Origin of the sequence: Salmonirosea aquatica (assembly GCF_009296315.1) — a bacterium.
GTDB classification, from domain to species: Bacteria; Bacteroidota; Bacteroidia; order Cytophagales; family Spirosomataceae; genus Salmonirosea; species Salmonirosea aquatica.
Genome location: NZ_WHLY01000002.1, coordinates 4,765,757 through 4,789,102 on the forward strand (window position 1 = coordinate 4,765,757; position 23,346 = coordinate 4,789,102).

General features: G+C 51.4%; 22 protein-coding genes and 1 pseudogene. 17 read left to right on the forward strand and 6 right to left on the reverse strand.

All coding sequences use genetic code 11. The annotated features are described in order from the left end of the window. Window positions 1-3: 3 nt before the first annotated feature. Window positions 4-1,125, reverse strand: a complete 1,122-nt coding sequence (locus GBK04_RS20745) for an ABC transporter substrate-binding protein (protein WP_152763004.1) — start codon at window positions 1,123-1,125, stop codon at window positions 4-6. 114 nt (window positions 1,126-1,239) lie between these two features. On the opposite strand from GBK04_RS20745, the gene GBK04_RS20750 reads away from it, so the two are divergent. Together GBK04_RS20750 and ispF are read left to right on the forward strand one after the other, a co-directional pair. Beyond that, a complete protein-coding gene (locus tag GBK04_RS20750) occupies window positions 1,240-2,502 on the forward strand; it encodes a M16 family metallopeptidase (protein ID WP_152763005.1) in 1,263 nt (420 codons plus the stop codon). Window positions 2,503-2,611: 109 nt separating this feature from the next. Continuing rightward, window positions 2,612-3,097 carry a 2-C-methyl-D-erythritol 2,4-cyclodiphosphate synthase gene (ispF, locus tag GBK04_RS20755; protein ID WP_152763007.1) on the forward strand — a complete coding sequence of 162 codons (486 nt, stop codon included), beginning with the start codon at window positions 2,612-2,614 and terminating at the stop codon, window positions 3,095-3,097. Between the two features lie 22 nt (window positions 3,098-3,119). On the opposite strand, the gene GBK04_RS20760 is transcribed toward ispF, so the two are convergent. Continuing rightward, entirely contained in the window at window positions 3,120-3,446 is a 327-nt protein-coding gene (locus tag GBK04_RS20760) for a phosphoribosylpyrophosphate synthetase (RefSeq protein WP_152763009.1), read from the reverse strand. Window positions 3,447-3,697: 251 nt separating this feature from the next. On the opposite strand from GBK04_RS20760, the gene GBK04_RS20765 reads away from it, so the two are divergent. Further along, the gene (locus tag GBK04_RS20765) at window positions 3,698-4,816 is read left to right on the forward strand and encodes an amidohydrolase family protein (RefSeq protein WP_152763011.1); all 1,119 of its coding nucleotides are present in this window, start codon (window positions 3,698-3,700) and stop codon (window positions 4,814-4,816) included. Window positions 4,817-4,838: 22 nt separating this feature from the next. Here GBK04_RS20765 and GBK04_RS20770 read toward each other — a convergent pair whose 3' ends face one another. After that, on the reverse strand, window positions 4,839-5,039 hold the full coding sequence (locus GBK04_RS20770; protein ID WP_152763013.1) for a DUF433 domain-containing protein: 201 nt from the start codon (window positions 5,037-5,039) through the stop codon (window positions 4,839-4,841). A gap of 171 nt (window positions 5,040-5,210) precedes the next feature. Between GBK04_RS20770 and GBK04_RS20775 the strand changes: the two genes are divergently transcribed. The 3 genes from GBK04_RS20775 (at window position 5,211) to GBK04_RS20785 (ending at window position 8,000) form a co-directional block, all read left to right on the forward strand. Further along, on the forward strand, window positions 5,211-5,852 hold the full coding sequence (locus GBK04_RS20775; protein WP_152763015.1) for a porin family protein: 642 nt from the start codon (window positions 5,211-5,213) through the stop codon (window positions 5,850-5,852). 167 nt (window positions 5,853-6,019) lie between these two features. Continuing rightward, complete coding sequence (bla, locus tag GBK04_RS20780; protein WP_152763017.1) at window positions 6,020-6,796, forward strand: subclass B1 metallo-beta-lactamase; 777 nt, start codon at window positions 6,020-6,022, stop codon at window positions 6,794-6,796. 94 nt (window positions 6,797-6,890) lie between these two features. After that, the gene (locus tag GBK04_RS20785; protein WP_373331177.1) at window positions 6,891-8,000 is read left to right on the forward strand and encodes a mandelate racemase/muconate lactonizing enzyme family protein; all 1,110 of its coding nucleotides are present in this window, start codon (window positions 6,891-6,893) and stop codon (window positions 7,998-8,000) included. A 76-nt stretch (window positions 8,001-8,076) separates the two neighbouring features. Here the strand turns inward: GBK04_RS20785 and GBK04_RS20790 are convergent, their stop codons facing one another. Then, complete coding sequence (locus GBK04_RS20790; RefSeq protein WP_373331178.1) at window positions 8,077-9,861, reverse strand: ABC transporter ATP-binding protein; 1,785 nt, start codon at window positions 9,859-9,861, stop codon at window positions 8,077-8,079. Between the two features lie 228 nt (window positions 9,862-10,089). Between GBK04_RS20790 and nusB the strand changes: the two genes are divergently transcribed. The 6 genes from nusB (at window position 10,090) to coaE (ending at window position 13,957) form a co-directional block, all read left to right on the forward strand. Continuing rightward, a complete protein-coding gene (gene nusB, locus GBK04_RS20795; protein ID WP_152763023.1) occupies window positions 10,090-11,265 on the forward strand; it encodes a transcription antitermination factor NusB in 1,176 nt (391 codons plus the stop codon). A gap of 39 nt (window positions 11,266-11,304) precedes the next feature. Next, window positions 11,305-11,607: a YtxH domain-containing protein gene (locus GBK04_RS20800; protein WP_152763025.1), complete on the forward strand. Its 303-nt coding sequence runs from the start codon at window positions 11,305-11,307 to the stop codon at window positions 11,605-11,607. Window positions 11,608-11,637: 30 nt separating this feature from the next. Further along, on the forward strand, window positions 11,638-12,084 hold the full coding sequence (locus tag GBK04_RS20805) for a DUF1573 domain-containing protein (protein WP_373331179.1): 447 nt from the start codon (window positions 11,638-11,640) through the stop codon (window positions 12,082-12,084). A 117-nt stretch (window positions 12,085-12,201) separates the two neighbouring features. Beyond that, window positions 12,202-12,501, forward strand: a complete 300-nt coding sequence (yajC, locus tag GBK04_RS20810; RefSeq protein WP_152763027.1) for a preprotein translocase subunit YajC — start codon at window positions 12,202-12,204, stop codon at window positions 12,499-12,501. Between the two features lie 130 nt (window positions 12,502-12,631). Continuing rightward, entirely contained in the window at window positions 12,632-13,330 is a 699-nt protein-coding gene (locus GBK04_RS20815; protein WP_373331180.1) for a YbbR-like domain-containing protein, read from the forward strand. 6 nt (window positions 13,331-13,336) lie between these two features. Continuing rightward, entirely contained in the window at window positions 13,337-13,957 is a 621-nt protein-coding gene (gene coaE, locus GBK04_RS20820; RefSeq protein WP_152763029.1) for a dephospho-CoA kinase, read from the forward strand. A 28-nt stretch (window positions 13,958-13,985) separates the two neighbouring features. Here coaE and GBK04_RS20825 read toward each other — a convergent pair whose 3' ends face one another. Continuing rightward, a complete protein-coding gene (locus tag GBK04_RS20825; RefSeq protein WP_152763031.1) occupies window positions 13,986-15,743 on the reverse strand; it encodes a DNA polymerase III subunit gamma/tau in 1,758 nt (585 codons plus the stop codon). 272 nt (window positions 15,744-16,015) lie between these two features. On the opposite strand from GBK04_RS20825, the gene GBK04_RS20830 reads away from it, so the two are divergent. The 5 genes and pseudogenes from GBK04_RS20830 to GBK04_RS20850 all read left to right on the forward strand — a co-directional run bounded on the left by GBK04_RS20830 (window position 16,016) and on the right by GBK04_RS20850 (window position 22,001). After that, window positions 16,016-16,858: a 3-keto-disaccharide hydrolase gene (locus tag GBK04_RS20830; RefSeq protein ID WP_152763033.1), complete on the forward strand. Its 843-nt coding sequence runs from the start codon at window positions 16,016-16,018 to the stop codon at window positions 16,856-16,858. Between the two features lie 329 nt (window positions 16,859-17,187). Continuing rightward, entirely contained in the window at window positions 17,188-17,835 is a 648-nt protein-coding gene (locus GBK04_RS20835; RefSeq protein ID WP_152763035.1) for a TetR/AcrR family transcriptional regulator, read from the forward strand. Beyond that, a complete protein-coding gene (locus GBK04_RS20840; protein WP_152763037.1) occupies window positions 17,822-19,162 on the forward strand; it encodes a TolC family protein in 1,341 nt (446 codons plus the stop codon). The genes GBK04_RS20835 and GBK04_RS20840 overlap by 14 nt, the downstream gene beginning before the upstream one ends. Window positions 19,163-19,220: 58 nt before the next feature. Further along, window positions 19,221-20,348 carry an HlyD family secretion protein gene (locus tag GBK04_RS20845; RefSeq protein WP_152763039.1) on the forward strand — a complete coding sequence of 376 codons (1,128 nt, stop codon included), beginning with the start codon at window positions 19,221-19,223 and terminating at the stop codon, window positions 20,346-20,348. A gap of 202 nt (window positions 20,349-20,550) precedes the next feature. Next, window positions 20,551-22,001 (forward strand): annotated as a pseudogene (locus GBK04_RS20850) (DHA2 family efflux MFS transporter permease subunit). 72 nt (window positions 22,002-22,073) lie between these two features. On the opposite strand, the gene fabF reads toward GBK04_RS20850, so the two are convergent. Continuing rightward, the gene (gene fabF / locus GBK04_RS20855; protein WP_152763041.1) at window positions 22,074-23,321 is read right to left on the reverse strand and encodes a beta-ketoacyl-ACP synthase II; all 1,248 of its coding nucleotides are present in this window, start codon (window positions 23,319-23,321) and stop codon (window positions 22,074-22,076) included. Window positions 23,322-23,346: the final 25 nt, after the last annotated feature.

Sequence of the window (23,346 nt, forward strand, 5' to 3'; positions counted from 1 at the left end):
AAATCATTTCAGGTAGGCTTTCGCCTCCCGTTTCAGGGCAAGGTACTCCGTTATTTCCAGGCTTTTCTTGTAGTATTCCCGGGCTTTGGCCTTGTTGCCGCCGCGGTCGGCGATGCGGGCCAGTCCGGCGTAGGACATGGCGTGGTACTCACGGGTATACTGCATATCATACGGAATTTTGAGCGCGGCCAGGTATGCTTTCTGAGCTTCCGCGTCGTTTTTGTCCCGTTTTTCGGCAATCATTCCCTCGAAACAGTACCCGGCGATGGGATAAAAACCCGTGGTATGCTTCTTGAGTTCGGGGAGGCCTTTGTCGGCTTCATCGTAACGGCCCGCCAGAATCAGGGCTTCCAGATGGCTCATTTTGAACACCAGGTTGTTGGGAAACCAGGCACTCAGGCGAGCCGTATAATTATCGGCCAGGTCGGGCCGTGCTTCGTGCTCAAGGTAGATATGGGCCAGAAAATACGCTGCCTCGACTTTGGTAATGACCGCCGTTTTAGTTGCCATATCCAGTTGTTTCAGGCCCAGGGTTTTATTGCCGTCTTTGAAGAAAATCATCAGCGGCTTCACGATCGGATGATCCTCGGGGTAGCTCTCCACGTAGTAGTTGTACATACCCGCCACAAAATAAAACTCCGGGTTCTTATCGACCAGCTTTAGCCCCTCGGTCAGGCTACCGTAGGCTTTCTGGGCTTCTCCGGCCGCTTTCAGAAGTTCGTTTTGATAGTTGTACATCAGAGCCAGGTACCCCCGTGAGGCCATCGTAAAAAACACTGCCTCGGGTTCCTTGCTGTTTTTGCCGTACTGTTTATCCACCGCCGCCAGGCACTGGTTCAGGGCACGGATGTACTCGCCTACTTTGGCCTTATTGTCTTTGATGGGTAGGTACTGCCAGTGCATTTGAAAGGCTTTCAGGAAGTAGGTGACCGGATGCTCGGGGTACCTGCCCTGAATTTGTCGGCCTACGGCGTTGGCTTCCTCGAATTCATTATTATAAATATGGTTGATGCCCTTCTGGATAAGCGCCAGGGTAGGGCGGTCATTCAGAATCTGGGCCTTGGCAGGTAAAGGAATGAATTGAAAAACGGTCGATAGAAAAACAAGCAGAACGAGGAAGCGCATGAAAAAGGATTGAGCAGGTGTACGTGTTTGTTTGTGTGGGATTGTCCTTGTAGCTTTGCTCATAACGTTAATTTATCGGCCCCGGTTTGGCCGCAGGTACATTTATCTCATTTCATGATTCAGTACGATCAGTTTACGCTGGACAACGGCTTGAAGGTTTTCGTCCACGAAGATTTTTCCACGCCAATGGCCGCCGTCAATATTCTGTACAATGTCGGCTCGCGCGACGAGGACGAGCAGCGCACGGGTTTTGCCCATCTCTTTGAGCATCTGATGTTTGGCGGCTCGCAGCATATTCCCAGCTACGACGAACCCGTGCAGATGGTAGGGGGCGAAAACAACGCCTTCACTTCGGCCGACATTACCAATTACTACCTCACGCTCCCGGCCGACAATGTCGAAACCGCCTTCTGGCTCGAATCCGACCGGATGCTGAGCCTGTCGTTCGACCCGCAGGTGCTGGAAGTACAGCGGAAAGTGGTGATCGAGGAATTCAAGCAGAGGTACCTTAATCAGCCTTATGGCGATATCTGGCTGAAACTGCGCCCGATGGCCTATACGACCCACCCTTACCGCTGGGCTACCATCGGCAAAGACATTGAGCACATCGAACGCGCCACGCTGGACGATGTGAAAGATTTTTTCTTTAAGTACTATCGCCCCAACAACGCCGTGCTGGTGGTAGCCGGGGCAGTTAAGCTCGAGCAAGTAAGGCAGTTGGCCGAAAAATGGTTTGGTCCCATATCCGCCGGCGAGCAGTACTTTCGCAATATCCCGAGCGAGCCCGTTCAGATGCAGGGCCGGAAGCTGGAAACCTCGGCGCAGGTACCCCTGAACTGCCTGGTCAAAGCCTACCACATGCCCGGACGATTCGATACTGATTTTTACGAGGCCGATCTGGTCAGCGACATACTCGGACGCGGCAAGTCGGCGCGCCTGTACCAGGCGTTGCTAAAAAACATCCCGCTTTTCAACAGCGTGAGCGCCAGTATCACGTCTTCGCTCGATCCGGGCCTGTTGATAATCCGGGGAAATCTCAACCCCGGTGTTACGCTGGAAGCCGCCGATGAGGCCGTGGAAAAGCTGGTGGCAGACTTTGTCGCGAACGGCACCACCGACGAGGAACTGGAAAAGGTGAAAAACCAGGCCGAAGCTACCCTGGCTTTTTCGCAGGTCGAGCTTCTCAACCGCGCCATGAACCTGGCCTACGCCGCCAACGCCGGCAGCGCCGAATGGGTCAACGAGGACGAGGAAAAACTCAGGAATATCCATAAGGAAGACATTCAGCGCGTGGCGCGGCAGGTACTTCGTCCCGAGAACTGCTCGACGCTCTATTATAGAGCAGTGGACAATGGACAGTTGACGGTGGACAATTGAAAGCGTTTATTTATTCAAAACGGAAGAATTTGGAAATTCCAGACTTTCACATGGAGCGGTTCACTCATCGCAGGAGCAACCCGCAACTATCAAATACTCACTAAAAAAAATGAATTTCCGAATCGGGCAGGGCTATGATGTGCATCAACTGGAAGCGGGCCGGCCGTTTTGGTTGGGCGGTATCCTGATTCCGCACAGTCACGGTGCCAAGGGCCACTCCGATGCCGACATTGTATGCCATGTGCTTTGCGACGCCCTGTTGGGAGCCGCCAATCTGCGCAACATCGGCTACCATTTTTCGGACAAAGATCCGCAGTGGAAGGGCGTGGACAGTAAGGTTCTGTTGAGTAAAGTGCTGGAAATGATCCGGGAAAAGGGCTATGAGGTAGGTAACGTAGACGTAACGATCGTGCTACAGGTGCCTAAGCTGAATCCGCACATTCCGGCCATGAAAGAATGCCTGGCCGCGGTGATGGCGGTCGATGAAGAAGCGATCTCCATCAAGGCCACTACCTCCGAACACATCGGCTTTGTAGGCCGACAGGAAGGCATCGCGGCCCATTGTGTAGCGTTGATTTACAATAAAAAGTCCTGATAACTAGCTGATTGATGCTGGCCTAGTGGTGTATACCATCGTTTTCGGGATGGGTGGAAAGGGCCTTGATCATAGCGTCGCCCAGCGGATCGCTATAAATGCCGTATCCGTTTACCAGGGTACCTTTGATGTCGTGCTTTGCTGATGAAATGGCATACACTACGGCTTCATCGCCGGGGTCGGTCATACCCTCGAACCGGAAGTGCCGGTCTACCACAAATTCGTCGGGACTGATCTCTACCGAATTACCCTGGCATACCAGACAGTTTTCCTGTAGGTTAAAATCGACGGTGTAGCCTTCGGCCTTGAGTTTGTTCAGAACTTCAGAAACGGTGGTCATGGGTTCCATAGCAGATGCGGGAGTTTAAGGTAGGATGTACAAAACTAACCAATCTTTTCAAAAGTAGATTGAACCTTTTGGAAGACTGGAAATGTCCGTCCTGAATTCTTCCAAGCAGAGGCCAGCCGGGCAGAAGCCGGTGGATTCGGTTAAAAGGTTTTGCCGCGACTTCACCGAATAAAATGCCACAAAACGCTTACATTTGTTCTAACTCCTTTTGTCAATAAACCCGGAAAATTTTCCGCAGAGCTTTTACGCATATGAAAAATCTTTCCTTCGGCTTTTGCCTGCTTTGTATTGCCACCGTCGCCCGTAGCCAGACCGTCGAAGCCCCGCTGGGTTTTGAAGAATACGACCCGATTTCTACCCTGAAAGTAGAGGAACACATACCGACCCGGGCCAAATTCCCCTTCATCGACGTGCATAATCACCAGTACCAGATGCCGCAGCAAAATCTGCACGAGCTGGTAGCCGTCATGGATACCATGAATATGCAGATTATGGTGAACCTGAGCGGACGCGGCTGGTACCAGGAATGGGACGAAGGAACGGCACAACTGAAAGGGTCACTGGCGAATGTGATGAAGAACGAACCCAAACGCATCGCTGTCTTTACCAACCTGCAATTCAAAGGTTTTGGCGAACCCGACTGGACTTCCAAAGCCGTGGCGCAACTGGAAGCCGACGTGAAAATGGGAGCCAAAGGTTTGAAGATTTATAAAAGCTTAGGATTCAGCGGTATTGTGGACGAAAAAGGCGAGCGCGTAGCCGTGAACGACGTGCGCCTCGATCCGGTTTGGGCCAAGTGCGGCACCCTGGGTATTCCCGTACTGATCCATACCGCCGACGTACCTTCGTTCTGGGACCCGCTGGATCGTTATAACGAACGCTGGCTGGAACTGAAAACGCATCCGGGCCGCAACCGCGCCAAAGACAAGGTTTCGTTCGAGCAATTGATCGGCGAGCAGCACGACATTTTCCGCAAGCATCCCAAAACGACCTTCATCAACGCCCACATGGGCTGGTACGCCAACAACCTCCGCAAGCTGGACAGCCTGATGATTGCCTATCCGAATACCTACGTAGAAATCGGTGCGGTCATCGCCGAGCTGGGCCGTCAGCCGCGCGCGGCGAAACAGTTTTTTAACAAGTACCAGGATCGTGTACTGTTTGGCAAAGACAGCTGGGTACCTTCCGAGTACGTGACCTACTTCCGCGTGCTGGAAACCGAGGACGAGTACTTCCCCTATCACAAAAAGTACCACGCTTTCTGGCGCATGTACGGATTGGGACTTTCGGACGAGGTGTTGAAGAAGTTGTATTACAAGAATGCGCTAAAGATTATTCCGGGATTGGATAAGAGTGCGTTTCCGGAGTGATTCTTCCAACGCAGACCGCGTTTTACAGAAGCGATTGTTTTGCCATTTCTAGAAGTATAAGTGCCTGCTCTTTGGAAACCGAAGGAAAATCATCCAGGAATTCCGCCAGGTCGTCACCGCCTTCCAAATAATCGAAGAGGTTTTTGATGGGTACCCTAGTTCCTGCGAAGACGGGTGTACCGCTCATTATCTCAGGGTCTATGCTCACTGGTACGTATTGCATGGCTGGATATAGTTGACTTTTTCAAAAATACAAAAATGCCCCTTGGAAAGCGAGATTGGGCGTTGTATATTTATACTTATCCGCCAAGTAGCGTTCGGCTGTGACATACCTCTGACAATGTAGGTGAATATAGAAATACGCCGATAAAAAACGCATAAATTTGATTTTTCTATGAAGAAATTATTTCGATCAGGTTTTCTTATACTATGGTTGTTATTCGTAGTCGGTGAAGCGGAGGCCCAGGTTCGATTTGGTACAAAAGCTGGAATGAATGTTTCATCCATTGCTTTACCCCTAAATGGATATGCTCCTAAAATTGGCTATCAATTTGGAATCATGGCTGATATGAGACTTTATGCTCGCTTTTCTATTCAGCCCGCTCTGCTGCTCAGTTCCAAGGGTGTTATATATAAGTATGACGAACGTGACCTGTCTGGCTTGTATGTCAGAACAATCCGTACAAAACAAAGCCTAAACTATCTTGAATTTCCTGTTCTTGCCCTTTACAGACAACCATTGAGAAAAGGCGCAAAACTATATGTCGGAATGGGGCCTTACTTGGGAGTTGGTTTGATTAGTAATACCAAGATAAAAGGCTATGATAAACAGGAAATTGACCCCCTTGACAATTGGAATCGTGAGAGCTTTCCATTTGATCGTTTTGATTACGGACTAAGTATAGCAGCAGGGGTGGAAACTGGCAGATTTTTGCTCGGAATCAACTTTAACAAAGGAATCAAGCCGCTTGCCAAGGATACCAAGAACTACAATAATACTTTGAGTATAACTGCGGGGTATTTTTTCACTAAATAAAAAAGCTATCTTATTTGTGTTACAATCGTCCGTTGACATGGCCGACCTCTGTGTTTGGCTTATCTCACGTCTGCAAGGAACTATGATGAATTACTTCTGAGTTTGCAACGATGGATACCCCAAAAAGGACAACAACCCTAATCAAAACCCTATTTCTAAAAAACGGAATGATAAAATATACCATACTTCTCGTAGCCTTTGTCAGCCAAAGTTTATTAGCAAACAAAACCTACGCCAGCCAGCCCACAGGTACCTTTATCTCGGCAACACAAATAACCAATGCCCCCGAGTACGAATCCGAGAACCTGATCATCAACAAACTTTCCGACCACGTGTATCAGCACATTTCCTACCTCAATACCGAGACTTTTGGAAGGGTGGCGTGTAACGGGATGATCGTGATCAATGGCAACGAGGCCATCGTGTTCGATACGCCCGCTACCAACGAAACCTCAGAGGAATTGATCGGGTACCTTACGGAAAAACTTCACGCAAAAATCAATGGCGTCGTGGCCACCCATTTTCACGCGGATTGCGTGGGTGGTTTGGAAGCGTTTCATCAAAAGAACATTCCTTCCTACGCTGAAAACCGGACCATTGCTTTTCTGAAAGATAAAGGTACCCCCCAGCCCCAAAAGGGTTTTGACAATTCGCTGACGTTGAAGGTAGGTAACAAGAAAGTGTACGCGCAATTTATGGGCGAGGGCCATACCCGCGACAACGTCATCGGCTATTTTCCCGAAGACGAGGCGATGTTTGGCGGCTGCCTCATCAAAGAGGTAGGGGCCGGAAAAGGGAATCTGGAAGACGCCAACGTCGCCGCCTGGCCCGCCACGGTCCGAAACGTCAAAGCCAGGTACCCCCAGGCTAAAATTGTCATTCCGGGACATGGCAAGGTAGGGGGTACCGAATTGCTGGATTTTACGGTAAAGCTGTTCGAATAATTCATTTCCCACGAAATCATCTTTTCTATTTCAACGCAGACAGCGTTTCAGCTGTAATGGGATTGGCTGTCTGCGTTTTAGCAACCCGAAAACTGTGCAAGGAAAAATTACCCGCGTTGAAATATACCGCCTCAACATTCCCCTTAAAGCTCCCGTCACCATCGCCATCGGTACTATCACCGAAGCGCGAAATATTCTGGTGAAAATCATCACCGAAGAAGATACCTATGGCTTGGGCGAAGGCGCGCCCTTCTGGATGATCGTGGGCGAGACGCAGGATTCCTGCCTGGCTACGGCCCGCGACTTTGCGCGATTGCTCATGGGAAAGTACGTCTGGGATATCGAGGGGAATCTGCGCATGCTGGATCAGTACCTGACCCGCAACTTTACGTGCAAAAGCACCTTCGATATGGCGCTGTACGATGCTGCTGCCAAGCACGCCGGAATGCCGCTGTACCAGTTTCTGGGGGGAAATAAAAAGACGATCACCACCGACGAAACAATCTATATAGGTACCCCCGAAGCAATGGCCGAGGACGCGCTGGCTATTAAAAACCGAGGAGCGGATGCCATTAAAGTGAAACTGGGTAAGGTACCTGACGAGGATATACGCCGAATAAAAGCCATTCGCGAGGCCATTGGCGACGGGTTGCCGTTGCGGGTGGATGCCAATCAGGGCTGGGACTATGTGTCGGCGGTGCGGGTACTCAAAGCCATTGAAAAGTACGATGTTCAGTACTGTGAGCAACCTGTGAAGCATTGGGATTTTGAGAATCTGGCGCGGGTACGAGCCCATTCACCCATTCCCATTTGTGCCGACGAATCATTATTTACGCACATTGACGCCCTGCAATTGGTTCGTCAGCAGGCCGTGGACTACTTCAATATCAAGCTTTCTAAAAGTGGAGGCATCCATACTGCGCTCAAAATCAATGCCATCGCCGAGGCGGCGGGCATTCCCTGTATGATCGGCTGTATGTCGGAAAGTAGATTGGGCATTACGGCCAACGCGCATCTGGCTTCGGCCCGCCCCAACATTGTTTTCTATGATCTGGATTCCCCGTTCGAGCACGCGATCGATCCCGTGGCAGGTGGGGCTACCTACCGCGATCACTATCACCTCGACCTACCCGACACCCCCGGCCACGGCGCTGATTTCGAGGAAGACTTCTTGAAGGAAATGGAGAAGATCGTAGTGGAGTAGGAACAAAAAGCGCTTCTGCGCCTAGCCGAAAATTCCCACAATTTTAGGTCTCCAAAATCGGACATCCAGCATCTTCTCAGATCTCTTCTTCCACGACCAACTGCTTTTCGTACAGTTCTTTGTAAGCTCCGTCTTTCTCGATCAACTCATCGTGGGTACCTTCTTCCACAATATAGCCATCGTCCAGCATGACGATGCGATCGGCTAATTTGGCGGAAGAAACGCGGTGGGAGATAATCACCGAGGTACGATCCTGCATGATCCGTTTCAGATTGTTGAGGATAATATTTTCGGTATTGGTATCCACGGCGGAAAGACAGTCGTCCAGAATCAGGATTTTCGGGTCGCGGGCGATGGCGCGGGCAATGGACAGGCGTTGTTTCTGTCCGCCCGATAGCGTGACGCCCCGCTCGCCCAGACGTGTATCGAAACCGTGGGGGAATTCCTGGATGTTGGCCAGCAAATCGGCATCCTTCACGGCTTGTTCGATCTTGGCGTGGGGGAGCCCATCCGTACCAAACTGTACGTTGTTGGCAATTGTGTCCGAGAATAGGAACACATCCTGCGGCACGTACCCCATTTGTTTGCGCAGGTACCTTACATCATATTCTTTCAGGGGTACCCCGTCCAGATATATGGTACCTTCGGTGGGATCGTAGAGCCGGCAGATCAGGTTGGCCAGGGTGCTTTTGCCCGAGCCTGTGGTACCCAGTACCGCAATGCTCTCGCCGGGTTTCACATCGAGGGTGAATTTCTGCAACGCCCTGATTCCGGAATCAGGGTACAGGAAACCCACATTCTCGAACCGCAAGGCTCCTTCGATGGCGGGTTTCAGTTTTTTCTCCGAACTGATCGTCGTTTTCTGTTCCAGGTACTCATTGATCCGCGCCTGCGAAGCGGCAGCCCGCTGAATTTGGCTCGTCGTCCAGCCCAGCGCCATTACGGGCCAGGTAAGCATGTTGACATACAGGATAAACTCCGTGATATTGCCGGGTGTGAGATTGCCATTAATGATTTCCTGTCCACCGACGTAGATCACCAACACGTTGCTCAGCCCCACCAGCAGCATGATGATTGGGAAAAACAGGGCATCTACTTTGGTGAGATTCAGGGATTTGTTCTTAAAGTCTTCCGTTTCTTTCTGGAAATTCAGGAAAGAATACTTTTCCTGCACGAAGGCTTTAATCACTCGTATGCCCGAAAATGCTTCCTGCACGTAGGTGGACATATTGGACAACTGCCGCTGAATTTCTTCGGACCGGCGGATGATCATGCTGTTGACCACATAGATACTGACCGAAAGGAGCGGCAAAGGCAGGAGTACATAGAACGTCAGCTTGGCGTTGACCGAAACCATGTACGAAATGACCAGAATAAACAGCACGATCAGGTTGATGCCGTACATGAGCGCCGGACCGACGTACATACGTACTTTGCTCACATCTTCCGAAATGCGGGCCATCAGGTCGCCCGTGTTGTGTTGCCGGTAAAAACTCATCGGCAAAGTCTGGTAGTGCTCGTAGATGTCGTTTTTCAGGTCATATTCGATATGCCGGGACATCACGATGATGGTTTGCCGCACCAGAAACAGGAAAAAGCCTTTCAGCAGGGCCATCGCCAGAATCATCAGTCCGTACAGCAGAATGGTGCTGGTAAAGACATCATACATCTCGGACTGAATGGTCGATCCGTCGAACAGGTAGTATATATCGAGCGTTTCACCCACCAGGTCCAGCGCGTACCGAACCAGCTGCGCCGGAATAATACCGAAAAGGTTGGAGATGATCGTAAAGAGGGTACCCAGGATCAGGTACCACTTATACTTGACTAAATAGTGGTTGAGGTACGCGAGTGCTTTCACGTGTAGGGCTATATTGTAAAAACTTGGACCGTGCTTGACACCTAACACGAAGGTAAGGCAAAACGTTGCAGCAAATCCCGACTCATTCCGGGGTTTGCTTCCGAATGTTAACAAAAAAATCTAATTTTGCGGAAAAATTAAAAGTACAAAGTTCTTAGTTCTGGGTTGTTGAAACTCCGTCGTTATACTAAACTCAGAACTTCGTACACTGAACTTTGAACTAGAAAAATGCTGAACCGAAGATTATTACGCTCCAAAGCCGTTCAGGCCCTATACGCCAGTAAAATTGCCGCCGAGGCCAACCGGCTGCTGGCCAATGACGAAATAGCCGACACCTACCTGCCCGACCTCAATTCCATGCTTCCTCAGAACCATGAACGGCTGGAAGGCCTGAAGCGGCTGGCTTTGCTGAGCCTCGACGATTTGATCAGGAAGGGTGACGTCAACCCCGACGACGATGTGCCCGCAGAGGCGCTTCAGACCGCGCGCCAGGCCTATGATACCTACAGAAAGCAAAACCAAAAAGATCGTACTGCCATTGTAAACCGGATTTTGAAGGAAACCGAAGGGATTTACGATGAATTTTTGAGGGTGTTGTCGCTGTTGCTCGAATTGGCGCATCAGGCCCAGCTGGACCGCGAACGCGTGGTGCGGGCGGTACCTGATGAGGACGAGGTGGTGTTTCCTACCGCATCGGGACTGGATGGCAACGGGGTAATCCAGATGCTGAAAGCCCATGAGCCCTTTGAAATAGAGATCATTCGCCGGGGCATTTCCTGGTCGAATGATATGGCCGTCGTGCGCAAAACGTACCGGGAAGCCCTGAGGACCGACTTGGAATACATCGAATACTGCCGCCAAAATGAGCACACCGCCGTAGAAGATCAGAAAATAGCGCAACACGTATTGCGAAATATCGTTCTCAAGCACGAAATCCCGGTTGAGCACTTTGAGCAGCAGGATATGTACTGGGAGGAGCATTTCGAGATTATCCGTACCATGGCCATCAAAACCATCAAGTCGGCCGATACCGGAAAAATCCAACTTTCTGAATTGACCGACGATTGGGACGAGGATCGTTTTTTTGTGGAAGAACTGTTCAAAAAGGCGATTGAAAACGACGCACAGTACGAAGGGTACCTGAGCGATCAGCTCAAAAACTGGGATCCCGAGCGCATCGCCCTGCTCGATATGATCATCATCAAGGCCGCTCTGACCGAGCTCATCCATTTTCCTTCGATACCTGTAAAAGTGACGATAAATGAATTTATTGAAATTGCAAAGCGGTATAGTACCCTTAAAAGTGGTAAATTTGTGAATGGGAACCTGGATCGACTGACCGAAAAACTGACCAAAGAGGGGGTGATTCGGAAAAGTGGCCGGGGACTGATTGATAACAAATAATGTTACGTACCACAACCAAGCCATAGAATTTATAAAGTCATGAGCAAAACCACGAGTACTCTGTTAGCCTTTTTGACCGGATGCGCTTCGGGTGTTTTCCTGGGCGTGCTGTACGCTCCCCAAAAAGGCGAAATCACGCGCGACCGCCTGACATTCCGGCTTTCGAAATACCGGGAGCAATTGGAAAAACTGATTGTAGACCTGATGGAAGGCAAAGACTTCCCCGAAAGCATGGCCAAGGCCGAAGGCGAAAAAGTAGTGAATGATGCCCGCGAGAAAGCCGAGAAACTGCTGGAAGATGTGGATCGGCTGATGGCACAAATCAAGAGTCAAAGCAACTAACTGACCAACCCTGACCGCTGATTGTCGACCATGAACAAACAAACTGCACGAATACTTCTGCTGATGGTGACCCTGGGTACCCTGTTGGGTGCCTGCGGTGAGAAAAAGGATAAGAACAGTACAGCCGGCCTACAGGAGAAAATTCCGGTGTTGGCCATGCAGGACAGTACTACCTACCAGTTCGGCGAAATCAAGGAGGGGGAAATTGTAGAGCATGCTTTCAAATTTAAGAACGGCGGACAATTCCCTTTGATTATCAACAATGTGACGGCCTCCTGCGGATGTACAATTCCCGAGTGGCCCCGCGAGCCCATTGCCCCGAACGAGGAGGCGGCCATTATGGTTCGGTTCAACAGTAAAGGAAAACCCGGTCCACAGGTCAAAACCATCACGGTCTATGCCAACACCGAGCCTGCTTACTCGGAACTGCGCCTGCAAGGCATTGTGGCGGCCGCGCCGGATACGCTGAGCGACTAGAAGCCCGCTTTTTGAAGGAAACGGGCCGAATCCTGTTTCTTTCTCGATCTGCCTGATTTACAAGGTACCCCCTTCTCGCTAACCCACTTTTTAAACTCTAAACGTTCAATTCAAAAAATGTTACAAACTATTCTCGCCCAAGCCCAACCCGGCGGTTCACAAGCCATGATATACCAGGTTGTCATGTGGGTTGGCATCATCGGGGTTTTCTATTTTTTCATGATTCGTCCTCAGCAGAAAAAAGCCCGAGAGCAGAAAGAACTGCTTGCGGGTATAAAAAAGGGCGACGAGGTAGTTACCATTGGCGGTATGCACGGAAAAGTGTACCTGGTGGACGAAACCACCGTAACGCTTGACCTGGATAAAGGCGTGAAAATCACTTTTGACAAATCGGCCGTCAGCCGGACGATAAAGTAATTTTGAATGAGCGGTCCGCCGCGCGGTGAGTTGTGAATGATAAAAAAGAAAGTCACTTATTCACTCATGCCGCCATTCACTCATCGTACCGGCCGCTCCGGCGTACCGGACCCGGTCAAAATGAAAAAAGATGAGCACGAATTCTTCCCGAAAAAGTAAAATCAAGGCGTATATAGGCTGCTTGCTGGCGGCCTCCTTTTTCTGGCTGATGACGGCTCTGAATAAGGATAACTATTCCCTGCGGCTGGATTATCCTATTCACTTCAATTACAACGAAGGCCTGTACGTACCCGTGCAGCCGTTGCCCCGTACTGTTTCGGTCAATGTGTCGGGCGATGGCTGGAATTTGCTTCGTAAGTCGTGGCTGACCTTTGCCGAGCGTCCCGTGGAGTACTCCATTTCTAATCCCCTGCGGGCTAACGCGATCAATTCCACTTCGTTGACAGCTCAGATCGCCGAGCATTTTCCTGATGTGAAGGTCAACTATGTGGTGTCGGATACCTTCGAACTGGGATTCGAACGGAAGGTCACCCGGATTATTCCCATTCGGGTGGATAGTGTGCACATCGATCTGCGGCCCGGATTCGTCATTTCCAGCCTCATCAATCTGTCTCCATCCCTGATTTCGGTAGAAGGCCCTGCTTCGCTGCTTGAGCAATATCCCGATACGATCCTGGTGCGGGTACCTACCCGGAAAATTCAGAATAATTATGATGAAATCGTACCCCTGGGCCTTCCGAACCTTCGCTCCGTGGAGGTCAGCCATTCGTCAGTGTTCATAAGTTTCGAGGTAGCCCGGCTGCTGAGGCCTATCCCGACGATCCAGTAGTTAGGTATGGCGCGCGCTCTTCCCTTGCAGGTAGGTGTCACAGGCGGCATTGGCTCAGGTAAAAGCGTAGTGTGCCGGATTTTTGCATGCCTGGGCATTCCCATTTATGCTGCCGATCAACGGGCCAATTGGCTGGCTGAGCATAACCCCATCATCCGGCAGGAAGTAATTGCGCTGCTCGGTCCGGATTCTTACACCAGCGAAGGTACCTACAATCGGACATACGTGGCATCGCGGGTATTCACTGAGCCTGTACTATTGCAACAGCTCAATCAAATCATTCATCCGCGGGTTTTTGCCGATAGCGACCAATGGCTTCGTCTTCACGCCCAACAACCCTATGTGGTTCGTGAAGCGGCCTTGATGAACAAAGCAGGCGATAAGAATACGCTGGACTATGTAGTGGTGGTCGATGCGCCGGTGGAGCTGCGCATTGAGCGTACGAAACTGCGCGACCCACATCGCTCCGAAACGGAAATTAGGGCGATTATAGCCCGGCAGATCACGGATGAAGCCCGCCTGCAACTGGCTGATTTTGTGATTGAGAATGGCCTGGAATATGCCCTGATTCCGCAGGTACTAAACCTACACCATTACTTTTCAGGAAAAGCAGAGCATCAGGAATAGCCAACAGGGAATTCACTGTCCACTGAATTTAAAACTCCGTATCCAGTCCCAAAGCTTCCTTAAGTACCTGTAAATGGGGGTTTTTCTCAGCCAGGTAAGCGAATTTTTCCTGTGCCGTATAGGGCATCCGCTTCACCTCCTGCGGAGCTACCCGGAAGTCCAGTGAGAGGGTAGGGGCATCCAGTCTTTCCCGCAAATACCAGATCAAGTCGTTTCGAAGGGCAGTCAGGGTATCTCTCTGCAAATCGTTGTCTAAAGCAATTTTAATAGTCTGGTTTTCGAGCGCAAAATCCCTGTTGAGGGTCACTTCTTCGGTGGAAGAGTTACGCTCGATACGCCGCTTTTCCGCAAACTCCTGCCAAAAATGTACCGCGTTATCCAGGGTGAGTGGGAGCTTGTCCGGTAAGATGACCGGCTCGGTTGCCGAGGGCTTGGGCAAAGCCGCTGATTTAGTGTCCGTTCCGGGCAAAGTGGCAGCGCCTACGGCAGCCGGGGCAATGTGCGCCGTACTACGCAGACGGCTGGGGGCGGCGGGAGCTGGAGGAGCCGAGGGCGTAGCGGGGGTAGGTACCTTGGCCCCATATGCCGGCGCATCCGATTCGGTCGTCAGGGCAACGGGTGACTCAACTTTTTTTTTTTCGGCTTCGGCCGCCTGTCCGTTGGTCGTGGGAAGTGTCTGCAGCGCCAGCAAGTCGGGTAGTTTGGCGAGCTTCATCAGACATAGCTCCACATGCAGCCGCTGGTTTTTCGAAGTTTTGTAGTGGATATCGCACTGACTTCCCACACTCAGCGCCGAGAGCAGAAAACTCAGAGTAGCCCGATGGGACTGATCCAGGTACTTGGTGCGGGCGGCTTCCGTCACTTCCAGCAACGATACGGTGATAGGATCTTTACACACCATCAGATTTCGGAAGTGTTCGAGCAAACCTACCACGAACAGATGTCCGTCAAAGCCTTTGCGGATGATTTCATCGAACAGCAGCAGTGATTCCGCAATGCTACCTTTCAACAGCGCATCCGTGATCCTGAAGTAGTAGTCGTAATCCAGGATATGCAGGTTTTCCAGCACATCGGCGTATGTCAGTTCGTTGGTGGGGGAGAACGTCACGTTCAGGTCGAACATGGAAAGGGCGTCGCGCAGTCCGCCATCGGCCTTTTGTCCGATCAGTTCCAGTGCCTCACGGTCGGCGACGATGTTTTCTTTCTGAGCGATGTGCGCCAGATGATCGGCAATGTCGGTGGTACGTATCCGGTTGAAATCGAAGATCTGACAGCGCGACAGAATGGTCGGCAGGATCTTGTGCTTCTCCGTGGTCGCCAAAATAAAAATAGCGTAGCTCGGCGGCTCTTCGAGTGTTTTCAGAAAGGCATTGAATGCCGCCGGCGAGAGCATGTGTACCTCATCAATGATGTAAATCTTGTACTTGCCCGTTTGCGGGGGGTACCTTACCTGGTCGATCAGATTCCGGATATCGTCGACTGAATTGTTGGAAGCCGCATCGAGTTCATGGATATTAAACGAAGCGTTATTCTGAAAGCTGACGCAGGAATCACATTCACCGCAGGGTTCGATGTCATCGCTGAGATTCTGGCAGTTGATAGTCTTGGCCAGAATACGCGCGCAGGTCGTCTTGCCTACGCCACGGGGCCCGCAAAACAGGAACGCCTGCGCCAGGTGGTTGGTGCGAATGGCATTCTTAAGCGTGGTGGTAATGTGCGACTGCCCTACCACTGAATCGAAGGTGATGGGACGGTACTTGCGGGCTGATACAACGAAATGATCCATGCCTGCAAGTTACGGCCGGAGGGGGGATTTTCAAACTAATGTTCATGCTCCGGCCTCTCAATTTAGAGTAAACTGGCATGATGCGTCTGAGGCTGAGGTTTTGGCTTTTAATGGCATAGCATGGTTCAGAAACATGCTTCTCAGGAGTTAAAGAATGGGCATCTGAGCGGCATACTTTCTTTTGAGTGAGTATTTTCAGGATTCAAGCACCCTTTTCCATGATATGATCCCATTTTTTCCGGGTCTGCTGCCTTCATTCCTTACCCTTATTTATGAAATCGCTACTTCTCTGGTTCAGCATTATCCAGCTTTCAAGCCTTACGCTTTCGGCCCAACCTTCGAAAAGCCGTGGAGAGTGGACGTCCCTTTTCAATGGTAAGAATTTGAAAGGCTGGGAAACCTACCTGGATGCGCCTTATACCCAGGATAAATCGGCCAAAAGGGTTCCCATTGGACTGAACAAAGATCCCAATCGGGTGTTCTCGGTGGTGAAAGTGGATGGTGAGCCGGCTCTGCGCATTTCGGGCGAAACCTTCGGGGGCATCAATACCCTGGCCGATTTTGAAAATTACCATTTGCGGCTGGAATTCAAATGGGGTGAACTGCAATGGCCGCCCAAACTGGGCCAACCCCGCGACAGCGGCCTGCTGTACTATAGTGGGGGTGCCCATGGTACCCCCATGTTATGGATGGAATCATTTGAGTTTCAGATTCAGGAAGGCGATACGGGTGACTACTGGGGCGTGATGAACGTAGCCACGGACATTCCGGCCCGTAAAAATGAGAAGGGAAAGTATGTGTACAGTCCGGGCAGTCCGCTTCTACTTTTTCAGGATAAGACTCCCAACGGGCGCTCGTGCCTGAAGTACCCCGACGCCGAAAAACCCACCGGACAGTGGAATGTGGTGGACCTTTACTGCGTGGGTGATACCTGCGTCCACGTAATCAATGGTACTGTCAACATGGTGCTGCTCAATACCCGGCATCTGGTGAACGGCAAAATGGAGCCCCTTACCCAGGGTAAAATTCAAATTCAATCCGAAGGGGCGGAAGTCTACTACCGCAACATTCAGGTACGCTCAATCGGGCAGTTACCTGCCGGTCTGCTGGAATAGCCACTTTTTTCTTACCTAAGTTACCCTATAAGGGGTACCTGTCCAAAATCCCGCTTTTCTTTTTCTTCACTATAAGCTCTTCCTGTTCCCGATGAATTTTCGGAAGTAGGAAGAGTACGTATTATCCGCTTAGCTCAGGCGTTGCCCTCCAATCCTCTACCAAAGCCTTAGAATTGTACTAATTCAACAATTGTTTTAACTATATAATCATTTGTTTAAAATAATTAAACAATCGTTTGATTATTTTAAACCAGACTATTATTTTTGTATCGTCAAAAGGGAAAAAGCTGGGAAACAGCGCATAGAAGTCCACTTTTGAAAAAACAATTATGGAATACAACACCAAACAATTACAAATCATAGAGGTAGCCGAGCGGCTGTTTGCCAGCAAAGGCTTTGCGGGTACCTCGGTGCGGGACATTGCCCAGGAAGCCGATATCAATGTGGCCATGATCTCATACTATTTCGGCTCTAAGGAAAAACTGATTGAAGCGCTGTTCAGTGTGCGGATGGTTCAGACCCGTACCCAGATAGAAATGATTCTTCAGAACGAAGAACTGACTCCACTGCAAAAGGTAAATATCTGGATCGACATGGTCATCGACCGGTTGATGTCGAACCAGTGCTTTCACAAAATCATGATGCGTGAACAGCTTTCGACGGAACGTACTCCTATTATTTCCGGGCAGATCATGGAGCTTAAGATCAGGAATATGGAGCTGATGAAGAAACTGATTACGGAAGGGCAGGAAAAGGGCGCCTTCCGGCATGATGTGGATCTGACGCTGATGGTGACTACCCTGTACGGAACTATCAATCATGCCATGGCTACCCAGGACTATCTCAAAATAATTCAGGGCAAGGAAGGTGTTGAAGATTCGCAATACCAACTCTACCTGCGGAGTGCCCTGAGTACCCACTTAAAATCAATCTTTAAATCATCTGTATCGAATGAAATCGCTCATGTCAATCAATAAACGAAATGGGATAGCCGTACTGCTCGTGCTACTTTCGGTTGTCCAGCTGCACGCTCAGGCCCCAGTATCGCTCACGGTAGGTGAGGCTGTGCAAATGAGCCTGAAAAACAGTAAGAGCCTTAAGCTAAGCCAGTCCAATGTGGACCTGGCTGTGCTCAATACCCGCCAGATCAAGGATAGCCAGCTACCCTCATTCAGCGTATCGGGTTCTTATCTGCGACTGAACTCACCGAATGTATCCCTCAAACTGGGACAGCAAGCCCCTTCTAACGGAGAAACGCCACCTGCTGAACCGGGTACCCGTGATATACACGTCAACCAGGCCATGTACGGCATGGCGAGTGCCGCGTTGCCCTTGTTTGCCGGCTTCAAATTCAAGTACAGCCTGGAAGCTTCCAAGTACCTCGAGCAGGCTGCCAAGTTGGATGTGGAGCACGACCGCGAAGCGGTGATCCAGAATACAGTGGCTGCCTACGGTAACTTGTACAAAGCCCGTAAAGCCGTAGAATTGGTACAGGAAAGCCTGAAACGCGAACAGGAGCGGGTGGCCCAGTTTACTAACCGAGAACAAAACGGTCTGCTGGCCCGCAATGATCTGATGAAAGCCAAGTTGCAGGAGTCCAATGCTGAACTGGCGCTACTGGACGCCGAAAATGACCTGAAAGTCACGACAGTCAATATGGATCTGATGCTGGGGCTACCTGAAAACACGGACATCATTCCCGATGCGGCAAGTTTTGCCGTGCTGGCCGAAGCTGGTACCGTGGCCGACTGGGAACAAAAGGCCATCCAGTATCGGAAAGATCTGACCGCGAATGGGATTCGCCAGAAAGCAGCCAACGATAATATTAAAATCGCCAAAGCTGACAAGTACCCCAGCCTGGCTCTGACGGGCGGCTACGTGGCGCTGAGTATTCCCGGCCTGGCTACCATACCCAACGCCATGAACGCCGGCCTGGGCGTGAAGTACGACGTGGCTTCGCTCTGGAAATCCAAAACCAAAATCGAGCAGGCCCGTACGCAAGTGTCGCAGTTGCAGACCGCCGAGTCCATGCTGCTGGATCAGGTACATGTGGAGGTCAACACGGCTTACTACAATTATGTGCTGAGCGTCCGTAAGATCGACGTGTACGCCAAAGCCGTAGAACAGGCCGATGAGAATTACCGCATCACTAAAAACAAATACGACAACAGCCTGGTGACGACGACCGAACTGCTCGATGCCGATGTGGCGCAGGTGCAGTCCCGTATTAATTACGAAGCTGCCAAAGCCGACGCATTGGTCGCTTATAAAAAACTGGAACAGGTCAGTGGGCTGATTCAGTAAACACCTGCCTAGCATATTTATTCAAAATAGTCTTTTCAATTCAATCGTCATAAAATTTATGGAAACGAACCAAACCACAGCAGAAGCACCTAAAAAGGTAGCCACGCCGCCAGCACCCAAAAAAACCAATAAGCGCTTTTTAATCATCCTGGGACTGCTGGTTCTGGTGGGAGGTAGCTGGGGCTTCACCAAATACAACCACGGCCTGCATCATGAAGAAACCGATGATGCGCAGGTCGATGCCAACATTAGCCCGGTAATTCCCCGTACCTCAGGCTACGTCACGGAAATTCGGGTGAAAGACAATCAGATGGTCCACAAAGGTGATACGCTCATCATGCTGGACAACCGCGATCAACTCATCAAGCTGGAACAGGCTCAGGCCGCACTTTATGGCTCAGAGAGCAATCTGACTGTGGCCAATGCCACCACCACCGCTTCGCAAGCGGCAGGTACCACCTACCAGGCCAATGTGTCGGTGGTCGAAGCCCAGATCGAAGAAGCCAAGGTCAACGTATGGCGTGCCAATCAGGACTTCGCCCGCTACGAAAACCTGATCAAGGACCACTCGATCACTCAGCAGGAATTTGAGCAGGCGCAGGCTGCCAAGCAAAAAGCCGAACGGGCTTTAGCTACCCTCGTGGCTCAGAAAAATGCCGCGCAACGTCAGGCCCAGGCCGCCAGTTCACAGACCAATGCTACCTCGCAGCAAAAAGCCGTGGCCAATGCCAACATCAAAGCGCGGGAAGCTGAAATCGAAAACGCGAAACTGAATCTGTCCTATACGGTCATCACGGCTCCTACTGACGGGCGGGTGTCCAAAGTGAATGCCCAGCCGGGCCAATTTTTGCAGGCTGGCCAGAGTCTGTTTAGCATCATTGCATCCACCGATCCCTGGGTTGTGGCCAATTTTAAAGAAACCCAACTCAATGACATTAAGGTAGGTCAGCCCGTGAAGGTACACGTGGATGCCTATCCCGACCACGTCTTTGAGGCCAAGGTAGCCTCCTTTGCACCCGCTACGGGGGCCCGCTTCGCCCTGCTACCCCCCGACAATGCCAGCGGCAACTTCGTGAAGGTGGTACAGCGCGTACCGGTCCGCATCGAATTTGCCCAGGCCAACGACGAATATCTGGCGCAGCTTCGCCCCGGTATGAACGTCTTTGTGGACGTTGAAATAAACTAATGCACCGCCCTCGGCCGGGTACCTTATTCCCGGCCGAGGGTACTTTTTCGCTATCACACCGATAGAATACCCTATTCGTATGGAATTACAAGAATCATTGGTTGAGTACGGGTTCCGCCGGGTCATCATCACCATCACGGCCATTCTGTGTGCCCTGCTGGAAATTGTGGATACGACCATCGTGAACGTAGCGCTCAACGACATGCGCGGCAACCTGGGAGGTACCCTCTCGGAAGTGAGCTGGGTGATTACGGCCTACGCCATCGGTAACGTCATCGTGGTACCCATGACGAGCTGGCTCTCGCAGCAGTTCGGCCGCCGGAATTACTTCGCCGCATCGATTATCATCTTCACGGTCGCCTCGTTCTTTTGCGGACAAGCGACCAATATCTGGGAACTGGTATTTTACCGCCTGATCCAGGGCTTTGGCGGCGGAGCTTTGCTAGTGACCGCCCAAACGCTGATCACCGAAAGCTATCCTCCCGAAAAACGCGGCATTGCACAGGCGCTCTACGGGCTTGGGGTCATCGTAGGTCCTACCCTGGGACCACCTTTGGGGGCTACATCGTGGATAATTACAGCTGGCCTTATATTTTTTACATCAACATTCCGCTGGGCGTCATTGCTACCTTGCTCACGATCGAGTTTGTCCGTAGTCCCAAGTTTTCGGCCAAGAAAGCCGCCAATGAGATCGACTACCTGGGCATCCTCCTGCTGGCTGTCTTCGTGGGCTCGCTGCAGTACGTGCTTGAAAGAGGGCAGGAAGAGGATTGGTTCAACGATCATATCATCATTCTACTGACCATTACGGCCGTGCTGGGCTTCTTTTTCTTCATCTGGCGCGAACTTACTTACGCCAACCCAATTGTAAACCTAAGGGTACTGCGCAACGGAAATCTGCGGGTGGGTACCATCCTGTCGTTCATCCTGGGTTTTGGCTTGTATGGCTCTACCTTCATCATTCCGCTTTACACCCAGGCTACCCTGGGCTGGACCGCCACCCAATCGGGCATGCTCATGGTACCGGCGGCGATCGTGACAGCCATGATGATGCCCGTGGTAGGGCAACTCATTCAGCGGGGCGTGAAGCAACAGTACCTGGTGGCCGCCGGGATGGTTTTCTTCTTTGTGTACAGTGTGTGGGGCTACAAAATCCTGACGCCCGACACGGGTAGCGACGCTTTCTTCAATATGCTTATCGTGCGGGGAATTGGTTTGGGGCTGCTGTTTGTGCCCATCACCACCCTGGCGCTTTCTACGCTGAAAGGTCGGGACATTGGCGAAGGCGCGGCGTTCACGGGTATGATGCGCCAGTTGGGCGGTTCGTTCGGCGTGGCCGTGATTACTACCTTCATTGCCCGGCAGAATATGTTTCACCGCAATGACCTGGTTAGCAAACTGGACATTAATAATCCTGTGGTACAACAACGGGTCGAAGGCTTGCAACACAACTTCCTGGCTAAGGGCATGAGTCCGGATTTGGCCCTGCAAAGCGGCTACAAACTCTTGGATTTTACGGTCACCAAACAGGCCATGGTACTTTCCTATATGGACGTGTTCCTGTACCTGGGCGTTATGTTTTTGCTCTGCGTGCCTTTCGTGCTCATGACCAAAAGCGGTACCACGAAGGTGGATACTTCGGCTGTCCACTAGTTTCTTACAGCTATTATTGCAAAGTCCCGCCTGGCTTAGGCGGGACTTTTTTTGTTCAGAAAAATCTTTGTTTCAAAGGTACTTTTTGAAAATGGAGCTCGCCGTATGACCGCCAAACCCAAAGGTGTTGTTCAGCGCATAGTTAACTTTTTGGGATACGGCTTTTCCCAGAATCAGATTCATTCCCTCGGGGATTCGCTCGTCGAGCGTTGTGACATTAATGGTAGCCGGAATGAGGTCATGCTTTACCGACAGAATGCTGATGATGCTCTCCACCGCGCCGGCCGCCCCCAGCAGGTGGCCGGTCATGGATTTGGTGGCGCTGATGGGTACGGGTCTGTCACCGAACACCCGTTTAATACCTACCAGTTCACTCAGGTCACCTATGCCCGTAGACGTGGCGTGGGCATTGACATAATCGATGGCTTCCGCCGTAATGCCCGCATCGCGCAAGGCGCGCTGAATGCCCAGAACCGCCCCTAGTCCTTCGGGATGGGTACCGGTGAGGTGGTAGGCATCACCGGCCATGCCACCCCCTGCCATTTCGGCGTAGATGGTAGCCCCGCGCGCCAGGGCATGGTCCAGTTCTTCGAGCACGAGCGCCCCGGCGCCCTCGCCCATCACGAAGCCATCGCGATCGCGGTCAAAGGGTTTGGAGGCAGTCTGAGGGCTGTCGTTCTGCTTGGAAAGCGCTTGTGCCGCCCCGAATCCTCCCACCGAAGCGGGCGTAATGGCCGCCTCGGAGCCGCCCGCGATCATCATGGTCGCCTTGCCCATCCGGATGGTATCGAACGCACTGATGATGGCCGTATTGGACGAGGCACAGGCCGATACGGTACAGTAGTTGGGCCCGTGCAGCTGATAGCGCATAGAGATGACCCCGGCCGCAATATCCACGATCATTTTTGGGATGAAATAGGGATTGAACCGCGGGGTACCGTCGCCCGTATCAAACTCCTTCAGCTGCTGTTCGAAAGTACTGATCCCGCCGTTGCCCGTACCCCAGATCACGCCGATGTCGTAGCGCTCGCTTTCGTCCATACTGGCAAAATCAAGCCCGGCATCCGCTACCGCCTGCTCGCTGGCGGCCAGGGCGTACTGCGTGAAGGGATCGTATTTTTTCAGCTCTTTTTTGTCAATATAGCTTTCCGGGTCAAAGCCCTTCACTTCGCAGGCAAAGCGGGTCTTGAATTTGCTGGCGTCAAATTTTGTAATAGGGCCGGCGCCGCTCCGGCCGGCCCTGATATTGTCCCAGAGTTCGGCGACGGTATTTCCCAGGGGAGTTATGGCCCCCAGGCCGGTGATGACTACTCGTTTCATTGGATTGGTTGTATGTTAAAAAAAA